This window comes from Streptomyces sp. NPDC006134, assembly GCF_040628835.1.
GTDB lineage: Bacteria > Actinomycetota > Actinomycetes > Streptomycetales > Streptomycetaceae > Streptomyces.
The window spans coordinates 25,673-50,891 of sequence record NZ_JBEXTV010000011.1; the positions used below are offsets into that span (position 1 = coordinate 25,673).

The 25,219-nt window shown below is 73.5% G+C and carries 25 protein-coding genes; 14 read left to right on the plus strand and 11 right to left on the minus strand.

Annotation, left to right across the window (positions count from 1 at the left end; all coding sequences use genetic code 11):
- The first annotated feature begins 139 nt into the window (after positions 1-139).
- The 5 genes from ABZ340_RS09580 to ABZ340_RS09600 all read left to right on the plus strand — a co-directional run bounded on the left by ABZ340_RS09580 (position 140) and on the right by ABZ340_RS09600 (position 5,111).
- Complete coding sequence (locus tag ABZ340_RS09580) at positions 140-1,996, plus strand: FUSC family protein (RefSeq protein ID WP_358781184.1); 1,857 nt, start codon at positions 140-142, stop codon at positions 1,994-1,996.
- Positions 1,997-2,040: 44 nt separating this feature from the next.
- Positions 2,041-3,486, plus strand: a complete 1,446-nt coding sequence (locus ABZ340_RS09585; RefSeq protein WP_358781185.1) for an amidohydrolase — start codon at positions 2,041-2,043, stop codon at positions 3,484-3,486.
- Between the two features lie 55 nt (positions 3,487-3,541).
- Positions 3,542-3,961 carry a hypothetical protein gene (locus tag ABZ340_RS09590; RefSeq protein ID WP_358781186.1) on the plus strand — a complete coding sequence of 140 codons (420 nt, stop codon included), beginning with the start codon at positions 3,542-3,544 and terminating at the stop codon, positions 3,959-3,961.
- Positions 3,962-4,080: 119 nt separating this feature from the next.
- The gene (locus tag ABZ340_RS09595) at positions 4,081-4,770 is read left to right on the plus strand and encodes a DUF899 domain-containing protein (protein WP_358781187.1); all 690 of its coding nucleotides are present in this window, start codon (positions 4,081-4,083) and stop codon (positions 4,768-4,770) included.
- A gap of 155 nt (positions 4,771-4,925) precedes the next feature.
- Positions 4,926-5,111 carry a hypothetical protein gene (locus ABZ340_RS09600; RefSeq protein WP_358781188.1) on the plus strand — a complete coding sequence of 62 codons (186 nt, stop codon included), beginning with the start codon at positions 4,926-4,928 and terminating at the stop codon, positions 5,109-5,111.
- Positions 5,112-5,327: 216 nt separating this feature from the next.
- Here ABZ340_RS09600 and ABZ340_RS09605 read toward each other — a convergent pair whose 3' ends face one another.
- Complete coding sequence (locus ABZ340_RS09605; protein ID WP_358781189.1) at positions 5,328-5,768, minus strand: hypothetical protein; 441 nt, start codon at positions 5,766-5,768, stop codon at positions 5,328-5,330.
- The gene (locus ABZ340_RS09610; RefSeq protein ID WP_358781190.1) at positions 5,765-6,484 is read right to left on the minus strand and encodes an ATP-binding protein; all 720 of its coding nucleotides are present in this window, start codon (positions 6,482-6,484) and stop codon (positions 5,765-5,767) included. Before ABZ340_RS09610 ends, ABZ340_RS09605 begins: the two co-directional genes overlap by 4 nt.
- Positions 6,485-6,742: 258 nt before the next feature.
- On the opposite strand from ABZ340_RS09610, the gene ABZ340_RS09615 reads away from it, so the two are divergent.
- The 3 genes from ABZ340_RS09615 (at position 6,743) to ABZ340_RS09625 (ending at position 9,024) form a co-directional block, all read left to right on the plus strand.
- The gene (locus ABZ340_RS09615) at positions 6,743-7,603 is read left to right on the plus strand and encodes a helix-turn-helix transcriptional regulator (protein ID WP_358781191.1); all 861 of its coding nucleotides are present in this window, start codon (positions 6,743-6,745) and stop codon (positions 7,601-7,603) included.
- On the plus strand, positions 7,604-7,879 hold the full coding sequence (locus ABZ340_RS09620) for a DUF397 domain-containing protein (protein WP_358781192.1): 276 nt from the start codon (positions 7,604-7,606) through the stop codon (positions 7,877-7,879). It begins immediately after the preceding gene.
- 341 nt (positions 7,880-8,220) lie between these two features.
- A complete protein-coding gene (locus tag ABZ340_RS09625; RefSeq protein ID WP_358781193.1) occupies positions 8,221-9,024 on the plus strand; it encodes an SAM-dependent methyltransferase in 804 nt (267 codons plus the stop codon).
- A gap of 108 nt (positions 9,025-9,132) precedes the next feature.
- On the opposite strand, the gene ABZ340_RS09630 is transcribed toward ABZ340_RS09625, so the two are convergent.
- The gene (locus ABZ340_RS09630; protein WP_358781194.1) at positions 9,133-10,563 is read right to left on the minus strand and encodes a PLP-dependent aminotransferase family protein; all 1,431 of its coding nucleotides are present in this window, start codon (positions 10,561-10,563) and stop codon (positions 9,133-9,135) included.
- A gap of 47 nt (positions 10,564-10,610) precedes the next feature.
- Here ABZ340_RS09630 and ABZ340_RS09635 point away from each other — a divergent pair, with 47 nt between their 5' ends.
- Positions 10,611-11,162: a carboxymuconolactone decarboxylase family protein gene (locus ABZ340_RS09635; protein ID WP_358781195.1), complete on the plus strand. Its 552-nt coding sequence runs from the start codon at positions 10,611-10,613 to the stop codon at positions 11,160-11,162.
- A 207-nt stretch (positions 11,163-11,369) separates the two neighbouring features.
- Here ABZ340_RS09635 and ABZ340_RS09640 read toward each other — a convergent pair whose 3' ends face one another.
- The 3 genes from ABZ340_RS09640 to ABZ340_RS09650 form a co-directional block, all read right to left on the minus strand.
- The gene (locus ABZ340_RS09640; RefSeq protein ID WP_358781196.1) at positions 11,370-12,860 is read right to left on the minus strand and encodes a glutamate synthase subunit beta; all 1,491 of its coding nucleotides are present in this window, start codon (positions 12,858-12,860) and stop codon (positions 11,370-11,372) included.
- A gap of 187 nt (positions 12,861-13,047) precedes the next feature.
- Positions 13,048-13,527, minus strand: coding sequence for an anthrone oxygenase family protein (locus ABZ340_RS09645; RefSeq protein WP_358781197.1), 480 nt, complete (start codon positions 13,525-13,527; stop codon positions 13,048-13,050).
- Positions 13,528-13,769: 242 nt separating this feature from the next.
- Positions 13,770-14,489 (minus strand): DUF2293 domain-containing protein, encoded by a 720-nt coding sequence (locus tag ABZ340_RS09650; RefSeq protein ID WP_358781198.1) that lies wholly within the window; start codon positions 14,487-14,489, stop codon positions 13,770-13,772.
- Positions 14,490-14,597: 108 nt separating this feature from the next.
- On the opposite strand from ABZ340_RS09650, the gene ABZ340_RS09655 reads away from it, so the two are divergent.
- Positions 14,598-15,230, plus strand: a complete 633-nt coding sequence (locus tag ABZ340_RS09655) for a uridine kinase (protein ID WP_358781199.1) — start codon at positions 14,598-14,600, stop codon at positions 15,228-15,230.
- Between the two features lie 111 nt (positions 15,231-15,341).
- Here ABZ340_RS09655 and ABZ340_RS09660 read toward each other — a convergent pair whose 3' ends face one another.
- On the minus strand, positions 15,342-16,469 hold the full coding sequence (locus ABZ340_RS09660; RefSeq protein WP_358781200.1) for a magnesium and cobalt transport protein CorA: 1,128 nt from the start codon (positions 16,467-16,469) through the stop codon (positions 15,342-15,344).
- 332 nt (positions 16,470-16,801) lie between these two features.
- On the opposite strand from ABZ340_RS09660, the gene ABZ340_RS09665 reads away from it, so the two are divergent.
- Positions 16,802-17,596, plus strand: a complete 795-nt coding sequence (locus ABZ340_RS09665; protein WP_358781201.1) for a methyltransferase — start codon at positions 16,802-16,804, stop codon at positions 17,594-17,596.
- 105 nt (positions 17,597-17,701) lie between these two features.
- Here the strand turns inward: ABZ340_RS09665 and ABZ340_RS09670 are convergent, their stop codons facing one another.
- Both ABZ340_RS09670 and ABZ340_RS09675 read right to left on the minus strand, forming a co-directional pair.
- Positions 17,702-18,682, minus strand: coding sequence for a PfkB family carbohydrate kinase (locus ABZ340_RS09670; protein ID WP_358781202.1), 981 nt, complete (start codon positions 18,680-18,682; stop codon positions 17,702-17,704).
- Entirely contained in the window at positions 18,679-19,587 is a 909-nt protein-coding gene (locus tag ABZ340_RS09675; protein ID WP_358781203.1) for a pseudouridine-5'-phosphate glycosidase, read from the minus strand. The genes ABZ340_RS09670 and ABZ340_RS09675 overlap by 4 nt, the downstream gene beginning before the upstream one ends.
- A gap of 102 nt (positions 19,588-19,689) precedes the next feature.
- On the opposite strand from ABZ340_RS09675, the gene ABZ340_RS09680 reads away from it, so the two are divergent.
- The gene (locus tag ABZ340_RS09680) at positions 19,690-20,118 is read left to right on the plus strand and encodes a VOC family protein (protein WP_358781204.1); all 429 of its coding nucleotides are present in this window, start codon (positions 19,690-19,692) and stop codon (positions 20,116-20,118) included.
- A gap of 176 nt (positions 20,119-20,294) precedes the next feature.
- On the opposite strand, the gene ABZ340_RS09685 is transcribed toward ABZ340_RS09680, so the two are convergent.
- A complete protein-coding gene (locus tag ABZ340_RS09685; protein WP_358781205.1) occupies positions 20,295-20,849 on the minus strand; it encodes a methylated-DNA--[protein]-cysteine S-methyltransferase in 555 nt (184 codons plus the stop codon).
- Positions 20,850-20,931: 82 nt separating this feature from the next.
- The gene (locus tag ABZ340_RS09690) at positions 20,932-21,813 is read right to left on the minus strand and encodes a glycerophosphodiester phosphodiesterase family protein (RefSeq protein WP_358781206.1); all 882 of its coding nucleotides are present in this window, start codon (positions 21,811-21,813) and stop codon (positions 20,932-20,934) included.
- Positions 21,814-22,091: 278 nt separating this feature from the next.
- On the opposite strand from ABZ340_RS09690, the gene ABZ340_RS09695 reads away from it, so the two are divergent.
- Positions 22,092-22,979: an MHYT domain-containing protein gene (locus ABZ340_RS09695; RefSeq protein ID WP_358781207.1), complete on the plus strand. Its 888-nt coding sequence runs from the start codon at positions 22,092-22,094 to the stop codon at positions 22,977-22,979.
- Positions 22,980-23,019: 40 nt separating this feature from the next.
- Positions 23,020-25,173: an excinuclease ABC subunit UvrB gene (gene uvrB, locus ABZ340_RS09700; protein WP_358781208.1), complete on the plus strand. Its 2,154-nt coding sequence runs from the start codon at positions 23,020-23,022 to the stop codon at positions 25,171-25,173.
- The last annotated feature ends 46 nt before the right edge of the window (positions 25,174-25,219 follow it).

The following is a 25,219-nucleotide window of genomic DNA, read 5'->3' on the forward strand; positions in this document are numbered from 1 at the left end:
CACCCATCCGTCACACGCCCGAAATGCGCCCGTTTCCCCACTTCCACGAACACCCCCTACCCTGGACACCCTCACCCCACAGCCCGGCCACCGTCGCCCGAAGGCTCACCCCCGCCCTCGACCAGTCGACAGGAGCCACGTGTCCCGTCCCGCAGTCCCCGCACTTCCGCCCTGGCTCGGCCATGCCCTGCGCGCCCAGCGCGGGCCCGTGCCCTGGAGCGCGGTCGTCCGGGGTGCGCTGGCCGCCGGGCCCCTCCTGCTCGCCGCCGTCCTGACGGGGCGGCCCTCCGCCGGTGTCGTGGCCGCCATAGGCGCCATGCTGGCCGGGGTCAACGACCGGCCGGGCAGCCGGCGCTCCTCCGTCAAGCGGATCGGGGTGCCCGCGCTCGCCGGTGCGGGCGGGCTGCTCGTCGGCACGTATGCGGGGGGACACCTGGGCGCGGTCGCGCTGACGCTGGTGCTCACCGCCCTCGGCTGCGCGGCCGGCGGGATCAGTGCCGCCGGGCCCGTGGCCTCCGCCTCCGGGACGCAGGTGCTGGTCGCCGCCGCGGTGGGGGCCGGGATGCCGTTGCCCGAGCCGGGGTGGCAGCGGTCGCTGATCTTCCTCGCGGGGGCCGGCTGGCTCCTCCTGCTGCGGCTGGTCCTGCCGAGCCCGGGCGCACGCGCCGGCAGCTTCCGGTTCGACGGGGAGCGGGCGGCCGTCGCCGACGTCTACGACGCCGTCGCAGCCCTGCTCGACGCCGTCGGCGGTCCCGACGCCACCCGGCGCCGCGCCGCGCTCACCGCCGCCCTGGACCACGCGCAGGACACGCTCGCCGGGCCCCGGCTGCGGCGGTACGCCTCGTCCGCGGCCGAGCGGCGGCTGCACGCGCAGTATGCCGCCGCCCTGCCCCTCGCCGAGGCCGCGACCGCGCTCGCCTGGGCCGGCGAGGCGGTTCCGGCGCGGGCGGGGGAGGGGCCCCGGCGGCTCGCCGCCGCCGTGCGCGGCAACACGCCCACCGGACCGCTGCCCGCCCCTCGCCGGTCGGCACCCGGGCTGCGCGCCCTGGACGACGCGCTGCTGCACGCCGCCGAGGCCTTCGACCGGGGAGAGGGAGCCGCCCTGCACTCCCGCAGGCGTACGGTCCGGGAGCTGCTGCCGGCCGTGCTCGGTCCGGGCGGGCGGGAGTACGGGCTCCGCGCCGGCCTGTGCTTCGGCGCCGGGGCCGCCGTCGCCCAGGCCCTGCACCACACCCACTGGTACGGGCCGCACCAGCACTGGTACTGGCTGCCCGCCACCGCCGTCTTCCTCGTCAAGCCCGACCTCGGGCCGCTCGTCTCGCGTGTGCTGTGCCGCGTCGCCGGGACCGCGCTCGGGGCCCTCGTCTTCGCCGCCTGCGCCGCCCTGCTGCCCCGGCCCGCCGGACTCGTCGCGCTCGTGGTGGTCAGCGGCGCCCTCATCCCCGTCGCCGCCCGGCACTTCGCCGCCCAGACCGCCGTGGTCACCGTCCTCGTCCTCGCCCTGGTCATGGCCGGCGGAGAGCCGCCGGCCTCCGTCAGCCGCATCGGCGAGACCCTGCTGGCCTGCGCGATCGTGCTGATCGTCGGCCATCTGCCGGTGCCCGGACAGCGCGGCGGGGGCGTGCGGGACCGGCTCGCCGCGGCGGGCGTGGCCGCCCAGGCGTACCTCGCCCACGTGCTCGACGGGTCCGGCGACCGCGCCACCCGCTGGAAACTGCGCCGCGAGGCCTACCGCACGCTCGCCGAGGCCCGCGCCGCCATCGCCCTCGCCTCCGCCGAGCTGCCCGCGCTCGCCCGGCACACCGAGGGCGCCGACGAGCTCGCCGCCACCCTCGAACGGCTCGTCGACACCACCACCGCCTGCGCCGTGCACCTCGACGACACCGGCCGGCTCACCCCCCGGCACACCGGACGCCTCGCCGACCTGCGGGCCGAGGTCGAACAGCGGCGCGAGCACGTGGGACTGCGGCTGCCCGAACTGCCCCTCGCCGGATAGCGCCGCGAGGGACCGGCCCCGTCCCGGCGCCGTACGTTGGCGGGATGACGCCTTCCGACGCACCGCGGGCCGCCGGGCCCGCCCATCCCGCCCATCCCCCCGGGCCCGCCCATCCCCCCGGACCCGCTCATCCCGCCGGGCCCGCTGAACCCGCCGACCTCGTCGTCACCGGCTGCACCGTCCTCCTCCACGACGGCCGCGAGCGGATCACGTTCCAGGAGGACGCCGCCGTCGTCGTACGCGACGGAATCATCGACTCCGTGACCTCCGCCGCCGAGGCCGACGGTCTCCCGGCCCGCGAGCGGATCGACGCGCGTGGCCAGGTCGCCCTGCCCGGACTGATCAACTGCCACACGCACGCACCGATGGTCGCGCTGCGCGGACTCGCCGAGGACCTGCCCACCGAGGAGTGGTTCAACGACGTCGTCTGGCCCGTCGAGTCCAACCTGACCGAGCGGGACGTCGCACTCGGCGCCCGGCTCGCCTGCGCGGAGATGATCCGCGGCGGCGTGACCTGCTTCGCCGACCACTACTTCGCGATGGACGCGGTCGCCGCCGTCGTCGCCGAGTGCGGGCTGCGGGCCCACCTGGGCCAGGCGTACTTCTCCTCGCAGGGCGCCCGGGGCAGGGAGGCGTCCCTGGAGTTCGCCCTGCGCCACCGGGGAGCCGCCGGCGGCCGCATCACCACCGCCCTCGCCCCGCACGCCCCCTACACCGTGGACGACGCCGACCTCACCGCGACCGCCGACCTCGCCCACGCCCACGGCCTGCCCGTGCACCTGCACGCCGCCGAGAACCGCGCCCAGACCGACGCCAGCCTCGCCCGGCACGGCGCCACCCCCATCGAGATCCTGGAACGCACCGGCATCCTCGGCACCGACGTCCTCATCGCCCACGGCACCGGCATCGTCGAACGCGACCTGCCGGTCCTCGCGCGCGCGGGCGGCCGTACGGCCGTCGCCACCGCGCCCCGCGGCTATCTCAAGTTCGCCTGGCCCACCACCACACCCGTCCGCGCCCTGCGCGACCTCGGCATTCCCGTGGGGCTCGCCACGGACGGCGCCGCCTCCAACAACTCCCTCGACGTGTGGGAGTCGATGGCGCTCACCTCCCTGATCCAGAAGTCCACCGAAGGCGACCCGCGCTGGCTGACCGCCCGCCAGGCCCTGCACCACGCCACGCTGCAGAGCGCCCGCGCGGTGGGCCTCGCCGGCTTGGCCGGCAGCATCGCGCCGGGGCGGCGGGCCGACCTCGTGCTCGTCGACCTCACCGGCCCGCACACCCAGCCCGTCCACGACCTCGCCGCCACCCTCGTCCACAGCGCCCGGGCCTCCGACGTCCGCACGACGATCGTCGACGGGCGGATCCTCATGCGCGACCGGGAACTGCTCACCCTCGACGTGCCGGCCGTCGTCCGGGAGCTGGGGGAGCGGCTGCCCGCGCTCGTCGACCGCGGACACGGCCGGCGCATCCAGCGGTACGACACCTGAGGGGCGGGGCACCCGGCCGGACTGTGCTGCCGCGACCTGCCGGGAGTCCGCCTTGATGCCCGTGTACTCGTCTCTGACCCGTGCCTTGGCCGAGGCATTGGCCGACGTCCTGTGGTCCATCGAGAGCAGTGAAGACGAGCAGGTGAGTCCGGACGGCGCCGTCAAAGTCCTGGAGGGCATCGCCCACCTGGTCGGCAAGCTGTCGAGCGACCAGCGGAACGAATGGAACGACCTGCTGGGGACGAGGGCCGGTGCCGAGTCCGATCCCGCTGACCGGGGACGAGGCCACCGCCTGCGCGGCGATGTCCGCGGCGGCCGACGGCCCGATCGACCGCACCGGTCTCACCCCACCGGCTGGCCGGCACGGCCCACCGACCCCACCACCCGCACGACCCGCCACTCTTACGAGCACAGGCGGCCAGCAGGCGGCCACGTGCTGTCGTTCGGCGTGAACGAAGCCGGACACCCGAGGTGAGAGCTCGGGATGTGAGCCCGGGATGAGGGCCCGGGAAAAACTGAGCCCCGCAGCGATGAGTTCCGCTCCTGCCGCCGGTCACCACCAGAACGGGACCGTTGCACAGGAGGAGCCAGCCCATGTCGCTTCCCGAGATCGTCTCGCGCGAGGAGTGGCGCGCGGCACGCGAGGCCTTACTGGCCAAGGAGAAGGCGGCCACGCGCGCGCGTGACGCGCTCAACGCCGAGCGGCGCAGACTGCCCATGGTGCAGATCGACAAGGAGTACGTGTTCGAGGGCGGCGACGGCAAGGTCTCCTTGCTGGACCTCTTCGAGGGACGGCATCAGCTCGTCGTCTACCACTTCATGTTCGCTCCCGAATGGGACGCCGGCTGCCGCAGCTGCTCGGCGTTCCTGGACCAGATCGGCCACCTCGCGCACCTGAGGGCCCGCGGCACCTCCTTCGCGGCCGTGTCCCGGGCGCCGTACACCAAGATCCTTCCGTTCAAGGCGCGGATGGGCTGGACGCTGCCCTGGTACTCGTCGTACGTCTGCGACTTCAACCTCGATTTCGACGTGACGCTCGACGTCGAGGGCGAGCTCGTCGAGCGGCCGGGCCTCAGCTGCTTCCTGCGGGACCGCGACCGCGTCTTCCACACCTACTCGACGTACGAGCGCGGCCTCGACGGCCTCGGCTCCACCACCAGCCTGCTGGACCTGACCGCACTCGGCCGACAGGAGGAGTGGGAGGAACCCAAGGGGCGCGCGACGGCTCTCGGGGCGCCTGCGGGAAGTGAGCGGATCCGCTATCACGACGAGTACGAGGAGTGACGCGGAGGGTGAGGAAAACAGCCGAAAGGCCGAGGTTCTCCTCACTCGTCGCGGTGAACAGGTGTCAACTACGTCTCAGTACCGTCACTGCCCGAGGCGTATGCCCCATGGTTGGCGTTTAACTCTACGAGTACAGCGCTACCTGGAGGTGCGGGGTGAACGGGCGAACAGTGCTCGAACGTTTTCCCGCCGGTGGCCCGCGAGGGTCCTGGCCGGCGGAGGAGTTCGCTCATGCGCGACGTCTGGAGGGTCTTCCCGCGGAGGTCGTCATGGACCTCGCGACGGACATGTTCCTGGTGATCGTGCGGAGCGACGACCCCGTCGGCGACGTCGCCGCCTGACGCGACACCGTCCGGCGGCGTCGCCGTCCGCCGCCGCGCGGACCGGACCGTACGGCACACCGCCGGGACACCGCCGGGACACCGGGCGGGCGCTCGTCCGCCGCCGCGCGGACGGCCCGCGGTGCCGGACACGGCTCCGGCTCCGGTCTCCGGCTCCGTCGGTCCGCCTCCGTCGGTCCGCCTTCGGAGAGGGCGGGCCGGTGCCTTGCGGAACGCCTACGCGTTCACCGGCCTCGACCACGCCGGAGTGGTTCCGGTCAGCCGGCACAGCGCCAGGTAGAGCGGGATCGGCGGCGTATAGGGGAGTGTGCCGTCCGGGCGGTGGATGAGACCGGGGAGGTCCGGGGCGTCCGGGAGAACCGCGCCGGTGGCGTACTGGGCGGGCGCGGGCCACTCCAGGGCGTAGTCGGAGTCGGACGGGACGATCCACCACCAGTGCGCCTCGTCGGCGTAGACACATCCGACACGGGGCAGCCGGGGCATCACCAAGGGCCCGAAGCGGGCGGGCACCGCCACCGCGTCACAGCCCAGCGGGGCCGTCATGCCGTCCGGCACGGGCAGCCGCCGGAGCGCCCCCGGCCTGCGCAGTCCGCGCTGGAGGCGGACCAGCGTGTCCAGTCCGAGCGCGCGGGTGCCGGACGCGGGCCTCACAGTCATTCGGCCCTCGTTTCCTGGTGCGCCTGCCGCTCCCCGGACCCGGGCCCCGCCCCCGGCTCCGCCTTCCCGGTGCTCCCGGTGCTCCCGGTGCTCCCGGAACCCTCGGATCTCTCGGTGTCACCGGAGTCGTCGGCCTCGCCGGCCTCATCCTGCCCGCCGGACGGTCCCGGCTTGGGACGGGCGCCCCAGCCCAGGTCGTCCCGGGGGCCGGACGGGGCGCGCGGCGCGCCGGCCGTGCGGGGCAGCTCGGCCCAGACCAGCAGCCCCGGGCCGTGCTCGTGGGCACCCCAGGCGTGACACAGGGCGTCGACCAGCAGCAGCCCTCGGCCGTGTTCCTCCTCCGGCTGCTGCCGGGCGGCCCGGGGCTGACCGGGGGCACACCCCTCATCGTGTACGGCTATGCGTACCAGGTCGTCATCGTCGTGGAGCTCGCACACGACGTGGCGGCTGGCGGTGTGCACGATCGCGTTGGTGACCAGCTCGGAGACCACCAGGGCCGCGGTGTCGCAGGTGTCCTCGCACACGGACCAGCCGGTCAGCCGGGCCCGCGTCAGGCGTCTGGCCTGTGCGGGAGAGCCCGGATGCGCGGCCAGTTCGAAGCGGAACCGGCGCTCGGAGGGGGCCTGGGAAGGCCCGGCTTCCGAAACGGCACCGAGGCCGGCGAAGCTCCCGGTGACGTCTGTTCCTAAAGGCGCGGACGGAATCACGCTTGCCACTATCGCCCCGCCGGGAACACTTGGCAAGAGTCACTCTGAAAAATGCAGAGTGCTTCGTGACGGGGTGGACGGGCGTGGCACACTGCTCGCAACAGCACGTCGAGCGGCGCCACTTCGGATCGTCGAAGGTCTGCCCAGACCTTCGAAAAAGTCTTCGAATGGCGCCGCCGGGCTGTCGGCAGGCCGTCGGCCACCGGTGCGGCCGGCCCGGCGTGCCTGTCACCCGTACAGGACCCTTCGTGGAGGTGGAGGTGGAGCGTGAGTGAGCCGCGGTCCGCGCCGACGGTCGGCCAGGTCGTCCTCGGCCGGCGCCTGCTGGACCTGCGGGAACGCGCCGGGCTGAAGCGTGAGGAGGCCGCCCGCATCCTCCGTGTCGCCCCCGCCACGGTCCGCCGCATGGAGACGGCCGAGGTCGCGCTCAAGATCCCGTATCTCCAGTTGCTGCTGAAGGCGTACGGCGTCCCCGACGAGGAGGCCGAGGCGTTCGTCGAGCTGGCCGAGGAGGCCAACAAGCCCGGGTGGTGGCAGCGGTTCCACGACATCCTCCCCGGCTGGTTCTCCATGTACGTCAGCCTGGAGGGTGCGGCCAGCCTCATCCGCAGCTACGACCCCCACTTCGTCCCCGGCCTGTTGCAGACCGAGGACTACGCGCGCGGGGTGCTGATGTCAGGTGCCATCGGCCAGACCCGGCCCGACGACATCGAGCGCCATGTCGCCCTGCGTATGCGGCGCCAGCAACTGCTCACCCGCGAGGACGCGCCCCGGCTGTGGGCCGTGATGGACGAGACCGTGCTGCGCCGCCCGGTCGGGGGGCCCGAGGTGATGCGCGCCCAGATCGACAAGCTGCTGGAGGCCACGGCGCTGCCCCACGTGACGTTGCAGGTCGCCCCGTTCGCGAACGGGCCGCACCCCGGCACGTACGGGCCCTTCGTGCTGTTCCGGTTCGCCGTGCCGGAGCTCCCGGACATGGTCTACAGCGAGTACCTGACCGGAGCCGTCTACCTCGACGCGCGCACCGAGGTGGCGACCCACCTGGAGGTCATGGACCGCATGGCGGCGCAGGCCGCCACGGCACATCGTACGAAGGAGATCCTCCAGGATCTCCGCAAGGAGTTGTGAATGGAACGCATCATGCCCCAGCCCGCACCGCGGATCCTCGGTGAGCGCATCTACAACGGCATGCCCGCCCGCGAACTGGGCAGTGAGGGCTGGCACAAGCCGTGGAGCGGCGGCAACGGCGGCAACTGCCTGGAGGCGATGAAGCTGGCCGACGGACGGGTCGCCCTGCGCCAGTCCACCGACCCCGACGGGCCGGCGCTGATCTACACGTCCGACGAGATGACGGCCTTCATCGAGGGCGCCAAGGCGGGGGAGGCTGATTTCCTGCTGTCCTGACTCCGCGTCCAGCGGATTGGTTCCTCTGCGTAATAGTTTGTGACTATGTGTGACTGTTCAGTGCTTCACCCGCTTTTCCGACGGGCCTGACACCTCACAGGCCGGACGCCGCACAGACCCGACATCCCATCGACCTGACCCCCCACAGATCAGACGCCCCACAGATCAGACGCCCCACAGACCTGACGCCCCACAGACCTGACGCCCCACAGATCTGACGCCTCATCGGCCATCCACCGCCGCGACACCCCGACGTTCAAGGCGACGTGCAAGGCGACGCGCGACTCGTCGTGCGACTCGTCGTTCAACTCAACGTTCCACTCAACGTGATGGAGTCCGTCATGACCGGGCAGCACCCCGTCGAAATCGACACGACCAGGCCCCACCCCGCGCGGATGTACGACTGGTACCTCGGCGGCAAGGACAACTATCCGGTCGACGAGGAGATGGGCCGGCAGATGCTCGCCCTCGACCCGAGGGTTCCGGTGATGGCCCGGGTCAACCGCGCCTTCATGCACCGTGCCACGCGCTGGCTGGCCCGGGCCGGCGTCCGGCAGTTCCTGGACATCGGAACCGGCATACCGACCGAGCCCAACCTCCACCAGGTGGCCCAGGAGATCGCGCCGGACGCGCGCGTCGTCTACTGCGACAACGACCCCATCGTGCTGGCCCACGCGGCGGCCCTGCTGCGCGGCACACCCGAGGGGACGACGGAGTACCTGCAGGCCGACGTGCGAGAGCCGGACGCCATCCTGGACGGCGCCCGGAAGGTCCTCGACTTCAGCCGGCCGATCGCCCTGTCGCTCATCGCGCTGCTGCACTTCGTCCCCGACGAGGACGGCGCCCGGGAGCTGGTCCGCAGGCTTCTGTCCGAACTGCCCTCCGGCAGCCACCTCGTGATCAGCCACGCCACGGCCGACTTCACGCCCGAGGAGTCGCGGGCGGCCACCGAGAAGCTCAAGGCCGCGGGCGTCACCCTGGCCCTGCGCTCCCGCGAGGAGTTCACCCGCTTCTTCGACGGCCTGGAGCTGATCGAACCGGGCGTCGAGGTGCCCCACCGGTGGCACCCCGAACTGGGCGAGCCGGTTCCCGGACAGGAGGACGGGATCATTCCGGGGTACGGCGCGGTGGGACGCAAGCCCTGACGGCTGCCGGCCCGCCGCCGCCCCCGGTGCCGGAATCCGCACCGGGACGGCGGCGGGTACCGGCACCGCACACCGCACACCGCACACCGCGTCCGGCGTCCGCCCGGCTCACGGTGGTGGAAGCACCCCGCACAAGGCGTCCAGCGCGGCCTGGTACGCGTGCTCCGAGGGGGCCGCGTATCCCACGACGAGTCCGTCGGAAGGCGGCATGTCCGCCTCCGGGTGCCGGAAGTCCGCCAGCCCGTCCAGCGCGACGCCCCGCCAGGCGGCGGCCTTGACGGCGGACCGCTCGGTGCCGGGCGGCAGCCGCAGCACCGCGTGCAGTCCGGCCGCGATGCCCGTGACCTCGACGTGCGGAGCCCGCGCGGCGAGCGCTCCGACCAGGCGGTCCCGGCGCCCGCGGTAACGCTGCCGCACCCGCCGCACGTGACGGTCGTACGCGCCGGAGACGAGGAACTCGGCCAGGCTCAGCTGGTCCAGGACGCTCGCCCACGCCTCGCGCTCGCCCTTGGCCGCCAGTACGGCGTCGACGTACCGCTCCGGCAGCACCATCCAGCCCAGCCGCACTGCCGGTGACAGGCTCTTGCTGACCGAGCCGAGGTGGATCACCCGCTCGGGATCGAGTCCTTGGAGGGCGCCGACGGGCCTGCGGTCGTAGCGGAACTCGCCGTCGTAGTCGTCCTCCAGCACCAGCCCGCCACGCGCGCGTGCCCAGTCGACGACGGCGGCGCGCCGCTCCGGGTGCAGCGGGCCGCCGGTCGGAAACTGGTGCGCGGGCGTCAGCAGCACGGCTCGTTCGCGCCCCAGTCCCTCGACGCGGGCCCCGTGTTCGTCGAGGGGCAGGGGGACCGTCCGGACACCGGCGTCCGCCAGCAGCCCCCGATGAAAACCCAGACCGTACGCCTCCACGGCCAGCGGGCCGCGCAGCACCCCACCGCCCCCGCCGCGGTCCTGCCCGAACAGCAGGCGCAGCGCGTGGGCGAACCCGGAGCAGACCACGATCCGCTCCGGCTCGGTGCGCACCCCGCGTGCGCGGGCCAGATACTCCGCCAGCGCCTCCCGCAGTTCGATCCGCCCGGCCGGGTCGCCGGGGCCGAACACCTCGTCGGGCGCCTTCTGGAGGGCCCGCCGGTAGGCGGCGAGCCAGGCCGTGCGCGGGAACGCCGACACGTCCGGTGTGCCCTGCCGCAGATCGTGCCGTGGCCCACGCGCGCGTGGCGGCGCCTTCCGGGGCGTGCGGGCGGCCGGCCGCGGCGGCCGGGTCCGTTCCGCCACCCGGGTCCCCGAGCCCTGGCGGGCGGTCAGCCAGCCTTCCGCCACCAGCTCCGCGTACGCGTCGGCCACCGTGTTGCGGGCCACGCCGAGGTCCGCGGCGAGTGAGCGGTACGGCGGCAGCCGCGCGCCGGGAGCGAGCCGGCCGCTGCGCACGGCCTCGCGCAGCGCGCGGATGAGCGCGGCCCGCCGCCCGCCCGGCCCGGACAGCTCCAGGTGCAGGTCGGCACCGATCCGCGCCGCGTCATTGACCCATGATTCCGCCATGGAATTGCACCCTACCGCCGGTCTTTCCGGCCCGTAGGTTGAGAGACATGACGACCGACACGGCATCGCCGAACGCTTCTTCGGCCTCCCTCGCCACACCGGCCACCGCCGCCGACGTGCCCGCCGCGGTGGCCACGGCGGCGGCCGGGCGGGACCGGCTGGACTTCGCGAAGTCCGCCCCCAAGGTCTTCCGCGCCCTGATCGGCTTCGACGCCGCCGCCCGTGAGGGCCTCGACCCGGCCCTGGTGGAACTGGTCCAGATTCGCGCCTCGCACCTCAACCACTGCGCCTACTGCCTGCACATGCACACCAACGACGCCCGCAAGGCCGGTGAGAGCGAGGACCGGCTGCACATGGCCGCCGTGTGGCGCGAGGCCCGTCACTTCTTCAGCGAACGCGAGCAGGCCGCCCTCGCGCTGACGGAAGCGGTGACCCTGGTCGCCGACGGCGGAGTCCCGGACGACGTCTACGCCCGTGCCGCCGCCGTCTTCGACGAGAGGGAACTGGCCCACGTACTGGCCCTGATCTGCACGATCAACACCTGGAACCGGGTGGCCCTGTCGACCGCCAAGGTCGCGGGCACCGACGAGCGGCGCTGAGCCTGGGCGGGGACGGGGCGGGAACGAGGGTGTGGCGGGGACGGGGCGGGAACGAGGGTGTGGCGGGGACGAGGGCGGGGGCGGGACGAGGGCGATCGCGGAGGGCCGGGCGGTGGCGACGGCAGCGGCCCGGTGCACGCCGTACGCGCCGCACACGGCGGCCCCCGCCCCAGGGCTCCCTGCCCCCGGGCTCCCCGTCCCGGATCCCTACACCGCCATCGGCCGGTCGTACGGCCCGATCGGCGCCGGGAGCCGTGTGCTGCCGCCCGACAGATGGCGGTCGACGGCCGCCGCCACCGCCCGGCCCTCCGCGATCGCCCACACGATGAGCGACTGCCCGCGCGCGGCGTCCCCGGCGGCGAACACACCGGGCACGCCGGTCGCGAAGTCCGCGTTCCGCGCGATCGTGCCGCGCGGGTCCAGCTCCAGCCCCAGTTGCCCGATGATCCCGTCGGACCGGTCCGGGCCCGAGAAACCGAGGGCCAGCAGGACCAGGTCGGCGGGGAGGGTCCGTTCGGCGCCCGGCAGCGGACGGCGCCGGGCGTCGACCCCGGTCAGGTGCAGTGACCGTACATGCCCGTCCGCGTCGCCGGTGAGACGCAGCGTGGACGCCGCGAACAGGCGCGCGTCGGCGTCCGCCGCCGGTGCGGAGCGCAGCTCGCGTGCCTCCTCGTGGGCGGCCGACAGCCGGTAGAGGCGCGGATACGTCGGCCAGGGCTCGGTCTCCTCGTCGCGTTCCGCCTCCGGCCGGGTGTGGATGTCCAGCTGGGTCACGGACGCGGCGCCCTCCCGGACGGCGGTGCCGAGGCAGTCCGCCCCGGTGTCGCCACCGCCCACGATGACGACGTGCTTCCCGGCGGCCGACAGTGGCGAGACGGCCAGGTCTCCCTGGCACACCCGGTTGGCCAGGGGAAGGTACTCCATCGCCTGGTGCACGCCGTCCAGTTCGCGCCCCGGCACCGGCAGGTCCCGCCACGCGGTCGCCCCGGTGGCGATCACCACCGCGTCGTACCGTGCCCGCAGTTCGGCCGCGTCGACATCCCGCCCGACCGCCGTCGACGCGCGGAACCCCGTCCCCTCGGCCCGCATCTGCTCCAGCCGCCGGTCCAGGTGCCGCTTCTCCATCTTGAACTCGGGGATGCCGTACCGCAGCAGCCCGCCGATCCGGTCGTCCCTCTCGTACACGGTCACCGTGTGGCCCGCCCGGGTCAGCTGCTGCGCCGCGGCCAGTCCGGCGGGTCCCGACCCGATCACCGCCACCGTCCTCCCGGACAGCCGCTCGGACGGGACCGGCCGGGTGAAGCCCTCCTCCCAGGCCCGGTCGGCGATGGCGCACTCGACGTTCTTGATGGTGACCGCCGGCTGGTCGATCGCGAGCACGCAGCCCGCCTCGCACGGTGCCGGGCACAACCTCCCGGTGAACTCGGGGAAGTTGTTCGTGGCGTGCAGCCGGTCGCTCGCCGCCCGCCAGTCCTCCCGGGCGACCAGGTCGTTCCACTCGGGGATCAGGTTGCCGAGCGGGCAGGCTTCGTGGCAGAAGGGGATGCCGCAGTCCATGCAGCGGCCGGCCTGCTTGCCGACCAGGGGCAGCAGCGCCCCGGGGACGTACACCTCGTTCCAGTCCCGGACCCGCTCCGCCACCGGTCTGCGGGGCCGGTCCTGGCGGGGCGTGGTCAGGAATCCCTTGGGATCGGCCATGGCCGTCTTCCTTGCGTGCGGGGTGGCAGGCCGTGCGCCGCCGGGCGGCGCCCTTCCCGCCACGATAAGTCCGGCGGGCCCTGTGCGCAGGGCACGGGGCAGAGCGTTTCCGAGGCTCCCGCGACGGAGAACCCCGGCGGAGGCCGGCGCAGCCCGCGGGCTCGGGCGACGGACCCCGGCGGTGGCCTCACGCGAGCGCCAGCACGTAGGCCACCGCCGCCGCTGCCGACGCCACCGTGCGCACGTGGTTCCACGCCGTCCACCCGCGGACGTACGACGGCCAGTACGCGGCCGCCTCCGCGGTGCCCGGCGCCAGCCGGTCCAGGGCGTCGTTGCGCGGCACGTTGGCCGCCGCGGTGACCCCGAACGCCCCGAACAGGTACAGCGCGCTGCCCAGCAGCAGCTCCACGGCGCCCTCGTCCGGCCACAGCACGAACGTCACCACGGCTATCACCGCGCACAGCACCGCCGACCCGACAAAGACGATCATGAAGGGCGGCCGTACCGCGGCCACGTTGATCGCCTTCATCGCGGCGATCCCCTGCGCGGGCGGCAGCGCCGCGAGTCCCCGCATGACGAAGGCCGAGAAACCGCAGAAGACGCCGGCCGTCAGGCCGGTCCCGAGGACCCCCAGCACCGTCAGCGCGAAGAACGGCCCATCGATCATGTCGTGTCAGCTCCCGCCCGTCGAGCCGGGCCCCGCCCGGCAACGTCTGTCACCCCAAGTCAAGCCCGTGACCGGCAACCGCGGCCACGGCCGATCGGCGCCGGAACACGCGCGAGCGTCCGGCGGACGCCGGTATGGGCCAAGCCTGCCCTGCCGGGGCTCACCCACCACCGGCCGGGGCGGGCGCACCCGGTGCCGCCCCGCCCCGCCCCCTCGATGTCCGGTCCGGTCCCCTTCCCGTGTCAGCCCGCCTCGGCCTCCGTCCCCGCCGCCCGCCAGTCCCGCAGCACGCTCTCCACGGCCGCCGCGACCCGCCGCCTGGCCTGCTGACGCGGCACCCCGCTGACGAGCAGCCGGTCGTACGGTGTGTCCAGGTGCCGTACGGACGCCACGACCGCCGAGGTCACCGCCTCCCCGGACAGCGCCTTCCCCGCCGCGCTCCGGCCCACCCGCCCGCTGCCGCGCACCGAGGCGTGGGCGGCGATGGCCAGCGCCCGCCCGGCCGGACAGCCCGGGAACAACCGCCGTATCTCCGCCGCGAACGCGTCCGTGAAGCGCAGGTCCTGCGCGGCCCGCCGCGCCGCGTCCCGCACCCGGCGCCGTCGCCGCGCCTCCGCGTCGGCCAGGCACCGCCGCTCGGCCCGGGCGAGCGCCTCCTCCTCGACCAGGAGGCCCTGCCGCTCGTAACGGCCCCGGCGCCGGTCGAACCGCACCACCACCGCCCACAGGGCGCTCTCCTCGCGCGACCGGCGGGTCAGAGCCGTGTCGCCGCGCGGCAGGTAGACCAGGTGGCCGAGATCGGCGCAGTCCAGGCAGTGCGGCGCGCCCTCCTCCAGGAGGAGCAGGGACAGCGGCCCGCGGCGGCACTTGGCGCAGCGCCGCCGCTTGACCGGCCGGAACACGACGAGTCCGGGACGCGGCGGGGGAACCGGAGCGGGGGAGGCAGTCGGGGAAGGCACCATGCAGAGGTCATTCCCCCGTCGGCCGGGCGACCTGCGCGCGGCCGCGACGAGGCGCCTGTGTCCGGTCTCCGTCCGCCGCCGAACGGCGACTGACGCATCATGGGCCCTGTGCGACTGGAAGCGATCACCTGGGACCGGCTCGGCGACCAGCTCGCCGAGCGGCTGCTCGACCTGCGGCCGGCCGACGGCGGTGCGTGGCCCCGCATCGCCTTCGACGGCGCCCCCGCCGCCCGCCCGGGCGACCTCGCCGAGCGTGTCTCCGAGGCCCTGCGCCTTCGGGGACGCCCCTCGCTCGTCGTCGCCGCCGAAGGTTTCCTGCGACCCGCGTCCGTCCGCCTGGAGCACGGCCGCCGGGACATCGAGTCCTACTACAGCGGCTGGTACGACACCGGCGCGCTCTGGCGGGAGGTCTTCGGCCCCCTCGACCCCGGCGGGAACGGACGTGTCCTGCCCGACTTGTGGGACCCCGTCACCGATCGTGCCACGCGCAGCCCCTACGTCCATCTCCCACCCGGCGCCCCCCTGTTGCTCCACGGTCCCTTCCTCCTGCGTCACTGGTTCCCGTTCGACCTGAGCGTCCACATCCTCCTGACCCCCGGCGCCCTGCGCCGCCGGACCCCCGATGCCGAGCAGTGGACCCTGCCCGCCTTCGAGCGGTACGAGCAGGAGACCGGCCCCGCCGCCACCGCCGACGTCCTGATACGTGCCGACGACCCACGCCATCCGGCGTGGAGCGGCTGACACGGTTCCGCCGGACCTTGCGCCGTTCCGCCCGTGCCGCCGCTCCGTCCGTTCCGCCATTCCGCCCGTGCCGCCGTCCCCGGCGTGCCGCCGCCCCGGGGCGTGCCGCCGTCAGAGCCAGCCGTTGCGCCGGAAGCCGCGGTACAGGGCCAGGCAGGCCAGGGATATGACGCCGATGGCCAGGCCGTAGCCGTACCGCCAGCGCAGTTCCGGCATGTGGTCGAAGTTCATGCCGTACGTGCCGCAGACCATGGTCGGCACGGCGATGATCGCGGCCCAGGCCGTGATCTTCCGCATGTCCTCGTTCTGGGCGACCGTGACCTGGGCGAGGTGGGCCTGGAGGATCGAGTTGAGCAGTTCGTCGAAGGCGGCGATCTGTTCGGCGGCCCGCAGCAGATGGTCGGAGACATCGCGGAAGTAGGCCTGTATCTCCGGTGCGACCACCCGGCTCGGCCGGGTGGCGAGTTCCTCCAGTGGCCGTCCCAGCGGCACCACCGCCCGCTTCAGCTCCAGGAGTTCACGCTTGAGCTGGTAGATCCGTCCCGGGTCGACCCGCGCGCCGTGCTCCGCGAACACCTCCGTCTCCACCGTGTCGATGTCTTCCTGCACGGCGTCGATGACGCTCAGGAAGTCGTCGACCACGTGATCCGCGATCGCGTGCAGCACCGCCGACGGCCCCTTGGCGAGCTGCCGGGGATCCGATTCCAGATCCTCGCGCAGCGGGCCGAGCGAGCCGTGCCGCCCGTGCCGCACCGTCACCACGAAGTCCTGGCCGACGAACACCATGATCTCGCCGGTGTTCACGACCTCGCTCGTGGCCGTGAGCTCCTCGTGCTCGACGTAGCAGACCGTCTTGAACACGGCGAAGAGCGTCTCGCCGTACCGCTCCAGCTTCGGGCGCTGATGGGCCTCGATCGCGTCCTCGACCGCCAGCGGATGCAGGTCGAAGAGGTCGGCGATACCGGCGAACTCCTGGTCCGTCGGCTCGTGCAGGCCCAGCCAGACGAAGCCGTCACCGTGCTTGCGGACCCGCTGCACGGCGTCGACGAGATCGCCGCTCCCGTCGGTGCGGACACCGTCGCGGTAGGTCACGCAGTTCACCACCGAGGAGCCCAGCGGGGACCGGGCGGGGTGGCTCAGGTCGACGCGCGGGCGCCGCCGGGCCAGCCGCGCCACCCTGCGGAGACCGCCGGCCCGGCCGAGGCTCGTGACCTTCCGCAGGTTCCCTGCCATGGACATCTGGATCTCCTCGCGTGGATCTCCCGGCGCCGTGCTTCCCGCGCCCTGGCGCGCCAGTCTGCCAGGTCGGCGCGGTCGGCGGGCCGGCCTGTGGGCAGGCTCCGTTCCGCTTTGTTCCCGGCTGTGGACAAACGTTTGTTCCCTGCCGCGGGCGAACGGAGTTCAGCGGGGCGGCGCGGCGTCCGCGCAGTGGACGGCGCCCTTCACCGGCGGCCGGTGAAGACCGCTCTCCCGCGGCCCGGGCCGCGCGCTCCGACGCCCAGGGCCCCTGCCCTCGTCCCACCGGAGCGTCGACCACTCCGGACAACCCGGGCAACTGGGATGATCACGGCATGACGCACACCGATGGATACCTCCTCACCCACCGGCAACCGAAGGCGGCGGACCGCTTCGACGCCGCCGCCACGCTCTTCGATCCCACGACGTTCCGGCACTTGGAGAATCTCGGCGTCGGGCCCGGCTGGCGCTGCTGGGAGGTCGGTGCCGGCGGCACCTCCGTGGTGTCCTGGCTGGCCAAGAAGGTCGGCCCCACCGGACGCGTCGTCGCGACCGACATCGACACCTCGCGGCTCGCTCCTGCGGCCCGCCCGCCGGTCCAGGTACGCCTCCACGACGTGGGGGTCGAAGAACCGCCGGGCGAGGGCTTCGACCTGGTGCACGCCCGGCTCGTCCTCGTCCATGTCCGGGACCGGGAAAGGGCGTTGCGGTCGATGGTCAAGGCCCTGCGGCCGGGCGGACGTCTCCTGGTCGAGGACGCCGACCCCACGTTGCAGCCGCTGTCCTGCCCGGACGAGCACGGTCCGGAGCAGCGGCTGGCCAACCGGGTCCGCCAGGGCCTGCGCCGGCTGCTCGCCCACCGCGGCGCCGACCTCGCCTACGGCCGCACCCTCCCGCGCCTGCTCAGGCAGGCCGGGCTGCGCCGCGTGGAGGCCGACGCCTACTTCCCGATCACCTCGCCGGCCTGCGCCGCCCTGGAGTCCGCCACGATCAGCCAGGTACGCGACCAGCTCGTCACCGCGGGGCTGGTCACGGACGAGGACATCGACCGCCATCTCGCGAACGTGGCGTCCGGCGCCATGGACCTGGCGACGGCCCCGATGATCTCGGCGTGGGGGCGCAAGGCGTAGCCGCGGGTGCCCGGAACCCGGCGGTGGCGTCCCGGAGCCCGGGCGGCAGCCCGTCGGCGGCCGTCACCCCGCCCCGGAACCCGGGCGGCACTCCGCCGACGGCCGTCACCCCGCCCCGGAACCCGGGCGGCACTCCGCCGACGGCCGTCGCCCCGCCCTGGGCGGCCTGCCGCCCACCCGTTCGACCGCCCGCGCACCCGCCCGGCACCCCTCCTCCGCCGCCTCCCGCGGACCGGCGCCCGCGAGCAGCGCGGCCAGGAAGGCGCCCGTGAAGGCGTCACCCGCGCCCGTGGTGTCCCGGGGGGCCGCCGCAGCGGCGGGCACCCGCGCGTACACGGTGCCCGAGCGGGCCACCACGGCACCGGCACCGCCCTGCTTGACGACCACCAGGGGGACGTACCGGCTCAGTTCGGCCGCCGCGTCCGCCGGGTCGGGCAGCCCCGTGAGCAGACACGCCTCGTCCCGGCTGGGCAGCAGGACGTCCATCCCCTCGACGAGCGCCAGGAAACGGCCGGCGCCGAGCCGTGCGAGGAAACCCGCCGACGCGGGATCCAGGCTGACCGGCACCCCACGCGCGCGTGCCGACTCGACGGCGACCGCGGCCAGCGCACGGCCGGACTCCGAGAAGAGCAGGTAGCCCGACAGGTGGAGACGGCCGGCACCGTCCAGCAGCGCGTCCGACCAGTCGCCGGGCGCGAGCCGCAGAGACGCCCCGCTGTCCGTGAGGAACGTCCGCTCCCCGCAGGCGCCCGAGTCGACCAGGCAGATCACCGTCCCCGTCGGCACCTCCGCGTCGACGGCCAGGAAGGGATGTACGCCACAGGCGGCCAGCTCCCGTTCGTGCCAGGCCGCCGTGTCCGCGCCGACCCGCCCGAGGAGCCGTACGTCCCCGCAGCCTTCGTGGGCGGCCCAGCAGGCCACGTTGGCGCCCGCCCCGCCCGGCAGCGTGCGGACCGAGGCGGGCGTGTCCGTCCCCGCCGCCAAAGGCCCGTGGTGCCGGGCGACGACGTCCGTGATGACGTCCCCGACCACCAGCAGCCCGCCGCCCGGCTCGCCACCCGGCCCACTGCCCGGCCCGCCGGTCATGCCCCGGCCCAGGCCGCCGCGACGCGTGCCGCCAGCCGGACGTTGCCGCGCACCGCGGCGAGATTGGCGCTCAGCGAGGCGCCGTCCGTGTGGCGCACCAGGTGGTCCAGCAGGAAGGGCGTGACCGCCTGGCCGGTGACGCCCTCCTCCTCGCACGCGTGCAGCGCGTCGGCGAGCACGCGCGCGTGCAGCCCGGGATCCAGCTGCTCGTCCTCCGGCACGGGGTTGGCGACGATCAGCGCCGACTCCGGCGCGCCGAGCGCGTCCTGGGCCCGCATCACGTCCGCCACCTGCCCGGGTGTGTCCAGCCTCCAGTCCACCGGATGTCCCGAGTCGGACAGGTAGAAGCCGGGGAAGCGGTCCGTGCCGTAGCCGGCCACCGCCACGCCGAGCGTCTCCAGGCGCTGCAGGGTCGCCGCCACGTCCAGGATCGACTTCACGCCCGCGCACACCACCGTGATCCGGGTACGGGCCAGCAGGCCGAGGTCGGCCGACTCGTCCTGGGTCACCGTCCACTGCCGGTGCACGCCCCCGAGCCCCCCGGTGGCGAACACCCGTACGCCCGCCCGGGCGGCCAGCAGGGCGGTCGCCGACACCGTGGTCGCACCGCTCGCCCCGGAGGCCACCGCGAGCGGCAGGTCGCGGTGGCCCAGTTTGCGGATGCCGTCCCCGTGCGCGATCCGCTCCACCTGCTCCTTGCCCAGGCCGACATGGGGACGCCCGTCCAGCACCGCGATCGTCGCGGGCACCGCGCCCTCCTCCCGTACCGCCTCCTCCAGTTCCAGCGCCACCCGGAGGTTGCGCGGACGGGGCAGCCCGTGCGCGATGATCGTGGACTCCAGGGCCACCACCGGGCGGCCCGCGCCGACCGCCTCCCGCACCTCTTCCGACACCACCAGCACCATGGGCCCCGCCTCCCGTCCGTCGGTCCTCCCTCATCCCTGGCGGGTACCGCCCCGGGTCAAACCCCCTTGCGTCCCACGGGCGGGAGCATGAGTCTGTGCACCATGACGGAGAACGCGATGCGCCTGGACCACGTCGTCCTGTGGGTGCGCGACCCGGTCGCCTCGGCCGGTTTCTACGAGAAGGCGCTCGGCATGGAACCGCTGCGGGTCGCCGAGTACACCCGGGGGACCGCGCCCTTCCCCTCCGTGCGCCTCAACGAGGAGACCATCTTCGACCTCGCGCCGCTCGCCCTCGCGGAGCGCATGACGATGCTCCCGGGCGCCGCGAGCGGCGCCGGCCACCCGGTCAACCACGTCTGCCTGTCACTGCCGCGGCACGACTTCGAGGCCCTCCACACCCGCCTGCGGGAACAGGCGGTCCCCGTCACGGACTTCTCCCACGACTCCTACGGCGCGCGCGGGAAGGCCAGGCGCAGCTTCTACTTCGGCGACCCGGACGGCAACATCGTCGAGGCCCGTCACTACGACTAGGGGGCTTCTGACGGATCTCCGTGGCGTCGCGACGCCCGGCACGCTCCCCCAGAGGGGGCGCTCCCACCCTCCGCCCCGCACGCCGAGAGCACGCACCGAACGCCGCTCCTTCTTCCGCGGAGATCCGTCAGAGGCCCCTTAGGCCGGCACCTGCCGGGGCGGCCGTGCCCGGGCCGTCAGAACAGCGGCTCGGGCAGCACGCCCTCCAGGGCGAGAAGCCTGCGCTTGGTCTCCAGGCCGCCGCCGAATCCGCCGATCCCGCCGTCACTGCCGACGACCCGGTGGCACGGCACGACGACCGGCAGCGGATTGGCGCCCATCGCCGCCCCCACGGCCTGCGAGGCGTCGGGCCGGCCGACGCGCCGGGCGAGGTCGCCGTAGCCGACGACCGAGCCGTACGGGACGCCGCGGGCCAGCTCCCGCAGCACTTCCCGGTTGAAGCCCGAGATCAGCGACCAGTCCAGCGGCAGGTCGAAGCCGCGCCGCTCCCCTGTGAAGTACGCCTCGACCTGCCGTATCGCCTCGGCCAGCAGCGGGGAGCCGGGCGCCCCGGCGGGCTCGGCGCCCAGCCGGGACGCCAGCCGGGCCAGCGCCCGGTCGCGCACCTGGTCCGTGGCGTGGAACACGACGTTGACGAGCCCCTCGCGGGTCGCCGCCAGCAGCAACGGCCCGATGCCGGTGCCCACGACGGTCCACACGACGTGCCGCTCGTCCTGCCCATGGCTGTCCATGCGCCCACCGTACGGCCCGCCACCGACAGTGCCCGGGGGAGCGGAGACCGGCACGGGGGTCCGCTCCCCCCGGGCGCGGGGTTCACTCCCCGGCGCCGCGCACCGCCTCCCGCACCACGTCGGGCTTGTTGGTGATGATGCCGTCGACGCCGTGGCCGGCGACCTGCCGGGCGCGGGCGGGGTCGTCGACCGTCCAGGTGAAGACCTCCAGCGGCTTGCCGTGCGGGCCGGTGAACGCCTGCACGGCGGCCACGTAGTCCGCGGAGAGGGAGCCGTGGGAGGGGTTGATCTGGTCGGTGAAGGCCGCGTACGAGGGCAGCTCCGCCACGGGCGGCGTGCCGAGGAAACCGGTCTTGACGGCCGGCTTCAGCTCGTGGACGGTCCGGACGCTGTCCGCGCTGAAGCTCTGCACGATCAGCCGGTTCGCCACGTGCCGCCGGTCCAGCCAGCCCTCGTTGGCGAGGACCTTGAGGGTCTGCCGCTCGATGCCCGGGTACAGCCCGGGGTTCTTGATCTCCAGCAGCAGCTTCTGGTGGTGGCGCTCGACACGCCTGACGTACTGCTCCAGCGTCGGCACGCGCGCGCCCGCGTACGCGGGGCCGAACCAGCTCCCCGCGTCCAGCCGGGCGATCTCGGCGGCGGTGAAGTCCTTCACCTTCCAGGGGGCCCGGTCGGGGAAGACCTCCTCCACGTCGGTCGTGCGTCGCAGGCTGTCGTCGTGGAGGACGACGAGCTCACCGTCCTTGGTGCGCTGGACGTCGTTCTCGACCCAGCGGATGCCCAGCTCGGCAGCCTTGTCCACGGCGGCCAGGGTGTTCTCCGGCGCGTACGCCGAGGCGCCCCGGTGGGCGACGACCGTGGGCGGCCGTGTGCCGCTGTCGACGGCGTGGGCGGGGGAGGAGGGAGCCGGCAGGAAGGCTCCCAGGAGTGCGGCGGTCGTGACGGCAACTGCGCGCGCGTGCATGCGTACTCCTCGCGTCGAGCGATCACGGACAGCTCCACTGTGACAGCGGAGAGGCAACGGCAGGCGGGTGCAGAATGGCCACAGACTGAATGGAGTTGCTCAACTCCGCTCACTGGGGGCGCACAACTGGGGCAAGGCCGTGATTCTTTGCCAGAAAATCGTTCGACCATTCCGGTGGGGGTCATACTCTCTGCCTCAACCCTGACCGCTTGCGCGGTGCTGGGAAGGGGTGTACATCGGATCATTCCGGACGGAAGAGGGCGGAAAGGTAGCCGCGCATGCAGGGCACGGTCGACGGATTCAGCTACGGACTCGTCACACCGCTGGTGGCCTACCTCATGGCCTGCCTCGGTGGAGCTCTCGGCCTGCGCTGCACCACCAGAACCATGAGGGTCGCCCGGTCCTGGCGTCCCGGATGGCTCGCCCTCGGCTCGGCGGCGATCGGCTCGGGCATATGGACCATGCACTTCATCGCCATGATGGGGTTCACGATCGAGGGCACGCCGATCCGGTACGACATGGCGATGACGTTCGCCAGCCTGGCCGTCGCCATCGTCATGGTCGGCATCGGGATCTTCATCGTCGGCTACCGGGGCGCGCGCGGAGCGGCCCTGTTCACCGGCGGCACCATCACGGGCCTGGGCATCGCCTCGATGCACTACCTGGGAATGGCCGGTATGCGCCTCGACGGAGAGCTGCGGTACAACACGCTCACCGTGGGCGCGTCCGTCGTCATCGCCATGGCCGCCGCCACCGCCGCCCTGTGGGCGGCCGGGCAGGTGCGGGGCTTTCTGTGGAGCGTGGGCGCGAGCCTGGTGATGGGGCTCGCCGTCAGCGGCATGCACTACACGGGCATGGCCGCCCTCAGGGTCCACCTCCACGGCACGGCCGAGCCCGCATCCGGCGAGTCGGCCGCGGCCCTGATCGCGCCCATGATGATCGGGCCGCTGGCCTTCCTCGTCCTCGCGGGCATCGTCGTGATCTTCGACCCGCTGACGGTCATGGGCGAGCCCGCCGGAGCGCAGACCGACCACAGGCCGGGCGTCCCCGCCCGTCCCGCCCGCCCCGCCGTCCACGACCCGGCCGGCCCGGCGGCCCGCCGCCCCTGGCCGCACCCCCGCCGCCACCTGGCGCGCAGGCGCCCCCGCGTCCCGCAGAACCGGTGATCCGGACCCGTTGTCGGTGCGGGGCCGTACGGTGGATGTCATGCGGCCCGTTTCCCACATCGAACGCACGGTGGCGCCCTTCGAGGTCGTCAGCCCCTACCGGCCCAGCGGCGACCAGCCCGCGGCCATCGCCGAGCTCGCCCGGCGCATCGAAGCCGGCGAGAAGGACGTCGTCCTGCTCGGCGCCACCGGCACCGGCAAGTCCGCCACCACCGCGTGGATGATCGAGAAGCTCCAGCGCCCCACGCTCGTGATGGCGCCGAACAAGACGCTCGCCGCCCAGCTGGCCAACGAGTTCCGCGAGCTGCTGCCGAACAACGCCGTCGAGTACTTCGTCTCGTACTACGACTACTACCAGCCCGAGGCGTACGTCCCGCAGTCGGACACCTACATCGAGAAGGACTCCTCGATCAACGAGGAGGTCGAGCGCCTGCGCCACTCCGCGACCAATTCGCTGCTCACCCGCCGTGACGTGGTCGTGGTCGCCTCCGTCTCCTGCATCTACGGCCTGGGCACCCCGCAGGAGTACGTGGACCGCATGGTCCCCCTGAGGGTCGGCGACGAGATCGACCGGGACGAGCTGCTGCGCCGCTTCGTGGACATCCAGTACACGCGCAACGACACCGCCTTCACCCGCGGCACCTTCCGCGTCCGCGGCGACACCATCGAGATCTTCCCGGTCTACGAGGAGCTCGCCGTCCGCATCGAGATGTTCGGCGACGAGATCGAGGCCTTGTCCACCCTGCACCCGCTCACCGGCGAGATCCTCAGCGACGACCGGCAGCTGTACGTCTTCCCGGCCTCCCACTACGTCGCCGGACCCGAGCGCATGGAACGGGCGATCAACGGGATCGAGAAGGAGCTGGCCGAGCGCCTGGCCGAGCTGGAGAAGCAGGGCAAGCTCCTGGAGGCCCAGCGCCTGCGGATGCGCACGACGTACGACATCGAGATGCTCCGCCAGATCGGCACCTGCTCCGGCGTCGAGAACTACTCGATGCACTTCGACGACCGTCTGCCCGGCTCCCCGCCGAACACCCTGCTGGACTACTTCCCGGACGACTTCCTGCTCGTCATCGACGAGTCCCACGTCACCGTCCCGCAGATCGGCGCCATGTACGAGGGCGACGCCTCCCGCAAGCGCACCCTCGTCGACCACGGCTTCCGGCTGCCCTCCGCCCTCGACAACCGTCCGCTCAAGTGGGAGGAGTTCCAGGAGCGCATCGGGCAGACGGTCTACCTGTCGGCGACCCCCGGCACCTACGAGCTCTCCCGCTCGGACGGCGTGGTCGAACAGATCATCCGCCCCACCGGCCTGGTCGACCCGGAGGTCGTCGTCAAGCCCACCGAGGGCCAGATCGACGACCTGGTGCACGAGATCCGCAAGCGGGTCGAGAAGGACGAGCGCGTCCTGGTCACCACGCTCACCAAGAAGATGGCCGAGGACCTCACGGACTACTTCCTGGAGCTCGGCATCCAGGTGCGCTACCTGCACAGCGACGTCGACACCCTGCGCCGGGTGGAGCTGCTGCGCGAGCTGCGCAGCGGCGAGTACGACGTCCTGGTCGGCATCAACCTGCTGCGCGAGGGCCTCGACCTGCCCGAGGTCTCCCTGGTGGCGATCCTCGACGCCGACAAGGAGGGCTTCCTGCGCTCCGGCACCTCCCTGATCCAGACCATCGGCCGCGCGGCGCGCAACGTCTCCGGCCAGGTCCACATGTACGCGGACAAGATCACCCCGGCGATGGAGAGGGCCATCGAGGAGACCAACCGCCGCCGGGAGAAGCAGGTCGCGTACAACAAGGCGAACGGCATCGACCCCCAGCCCCTCCGGAAGAAGATCAACGACATCGTCGCGCAGATCGCCCGCGAGGACATCGACACCGAGCAGCTGCTCGGCTCGGGATACCGCAAGTCCAGGGACGGCAAGGGCGCCAAGGCCCCCGTGCCCTCCCTGGGCGGCAAGGCGGCCACGGGTCCGGGCGCCAAGGCCGGGAAGTCCGCCAAGGGCAGGACCGAGGCGACGGCGCCGACCGACCGTCCCGCGGCCGAGCTCGCCGAGCAGATCGAGGAACTGACCGCGCGGATGCGGGCCGCCGCCGCGGACCTGCAGTTCGAGATCGCCGCCCGGCTGCGCGACGAGGTGTCGGAGATGAAGAAGGAGCTCCGCCAGATGCGGGAGGCGGGCCTGTCCTGACGGTGGCGAGGGCGCCGGTCCGCACCGGACCGGGGCCCTCGCCTGC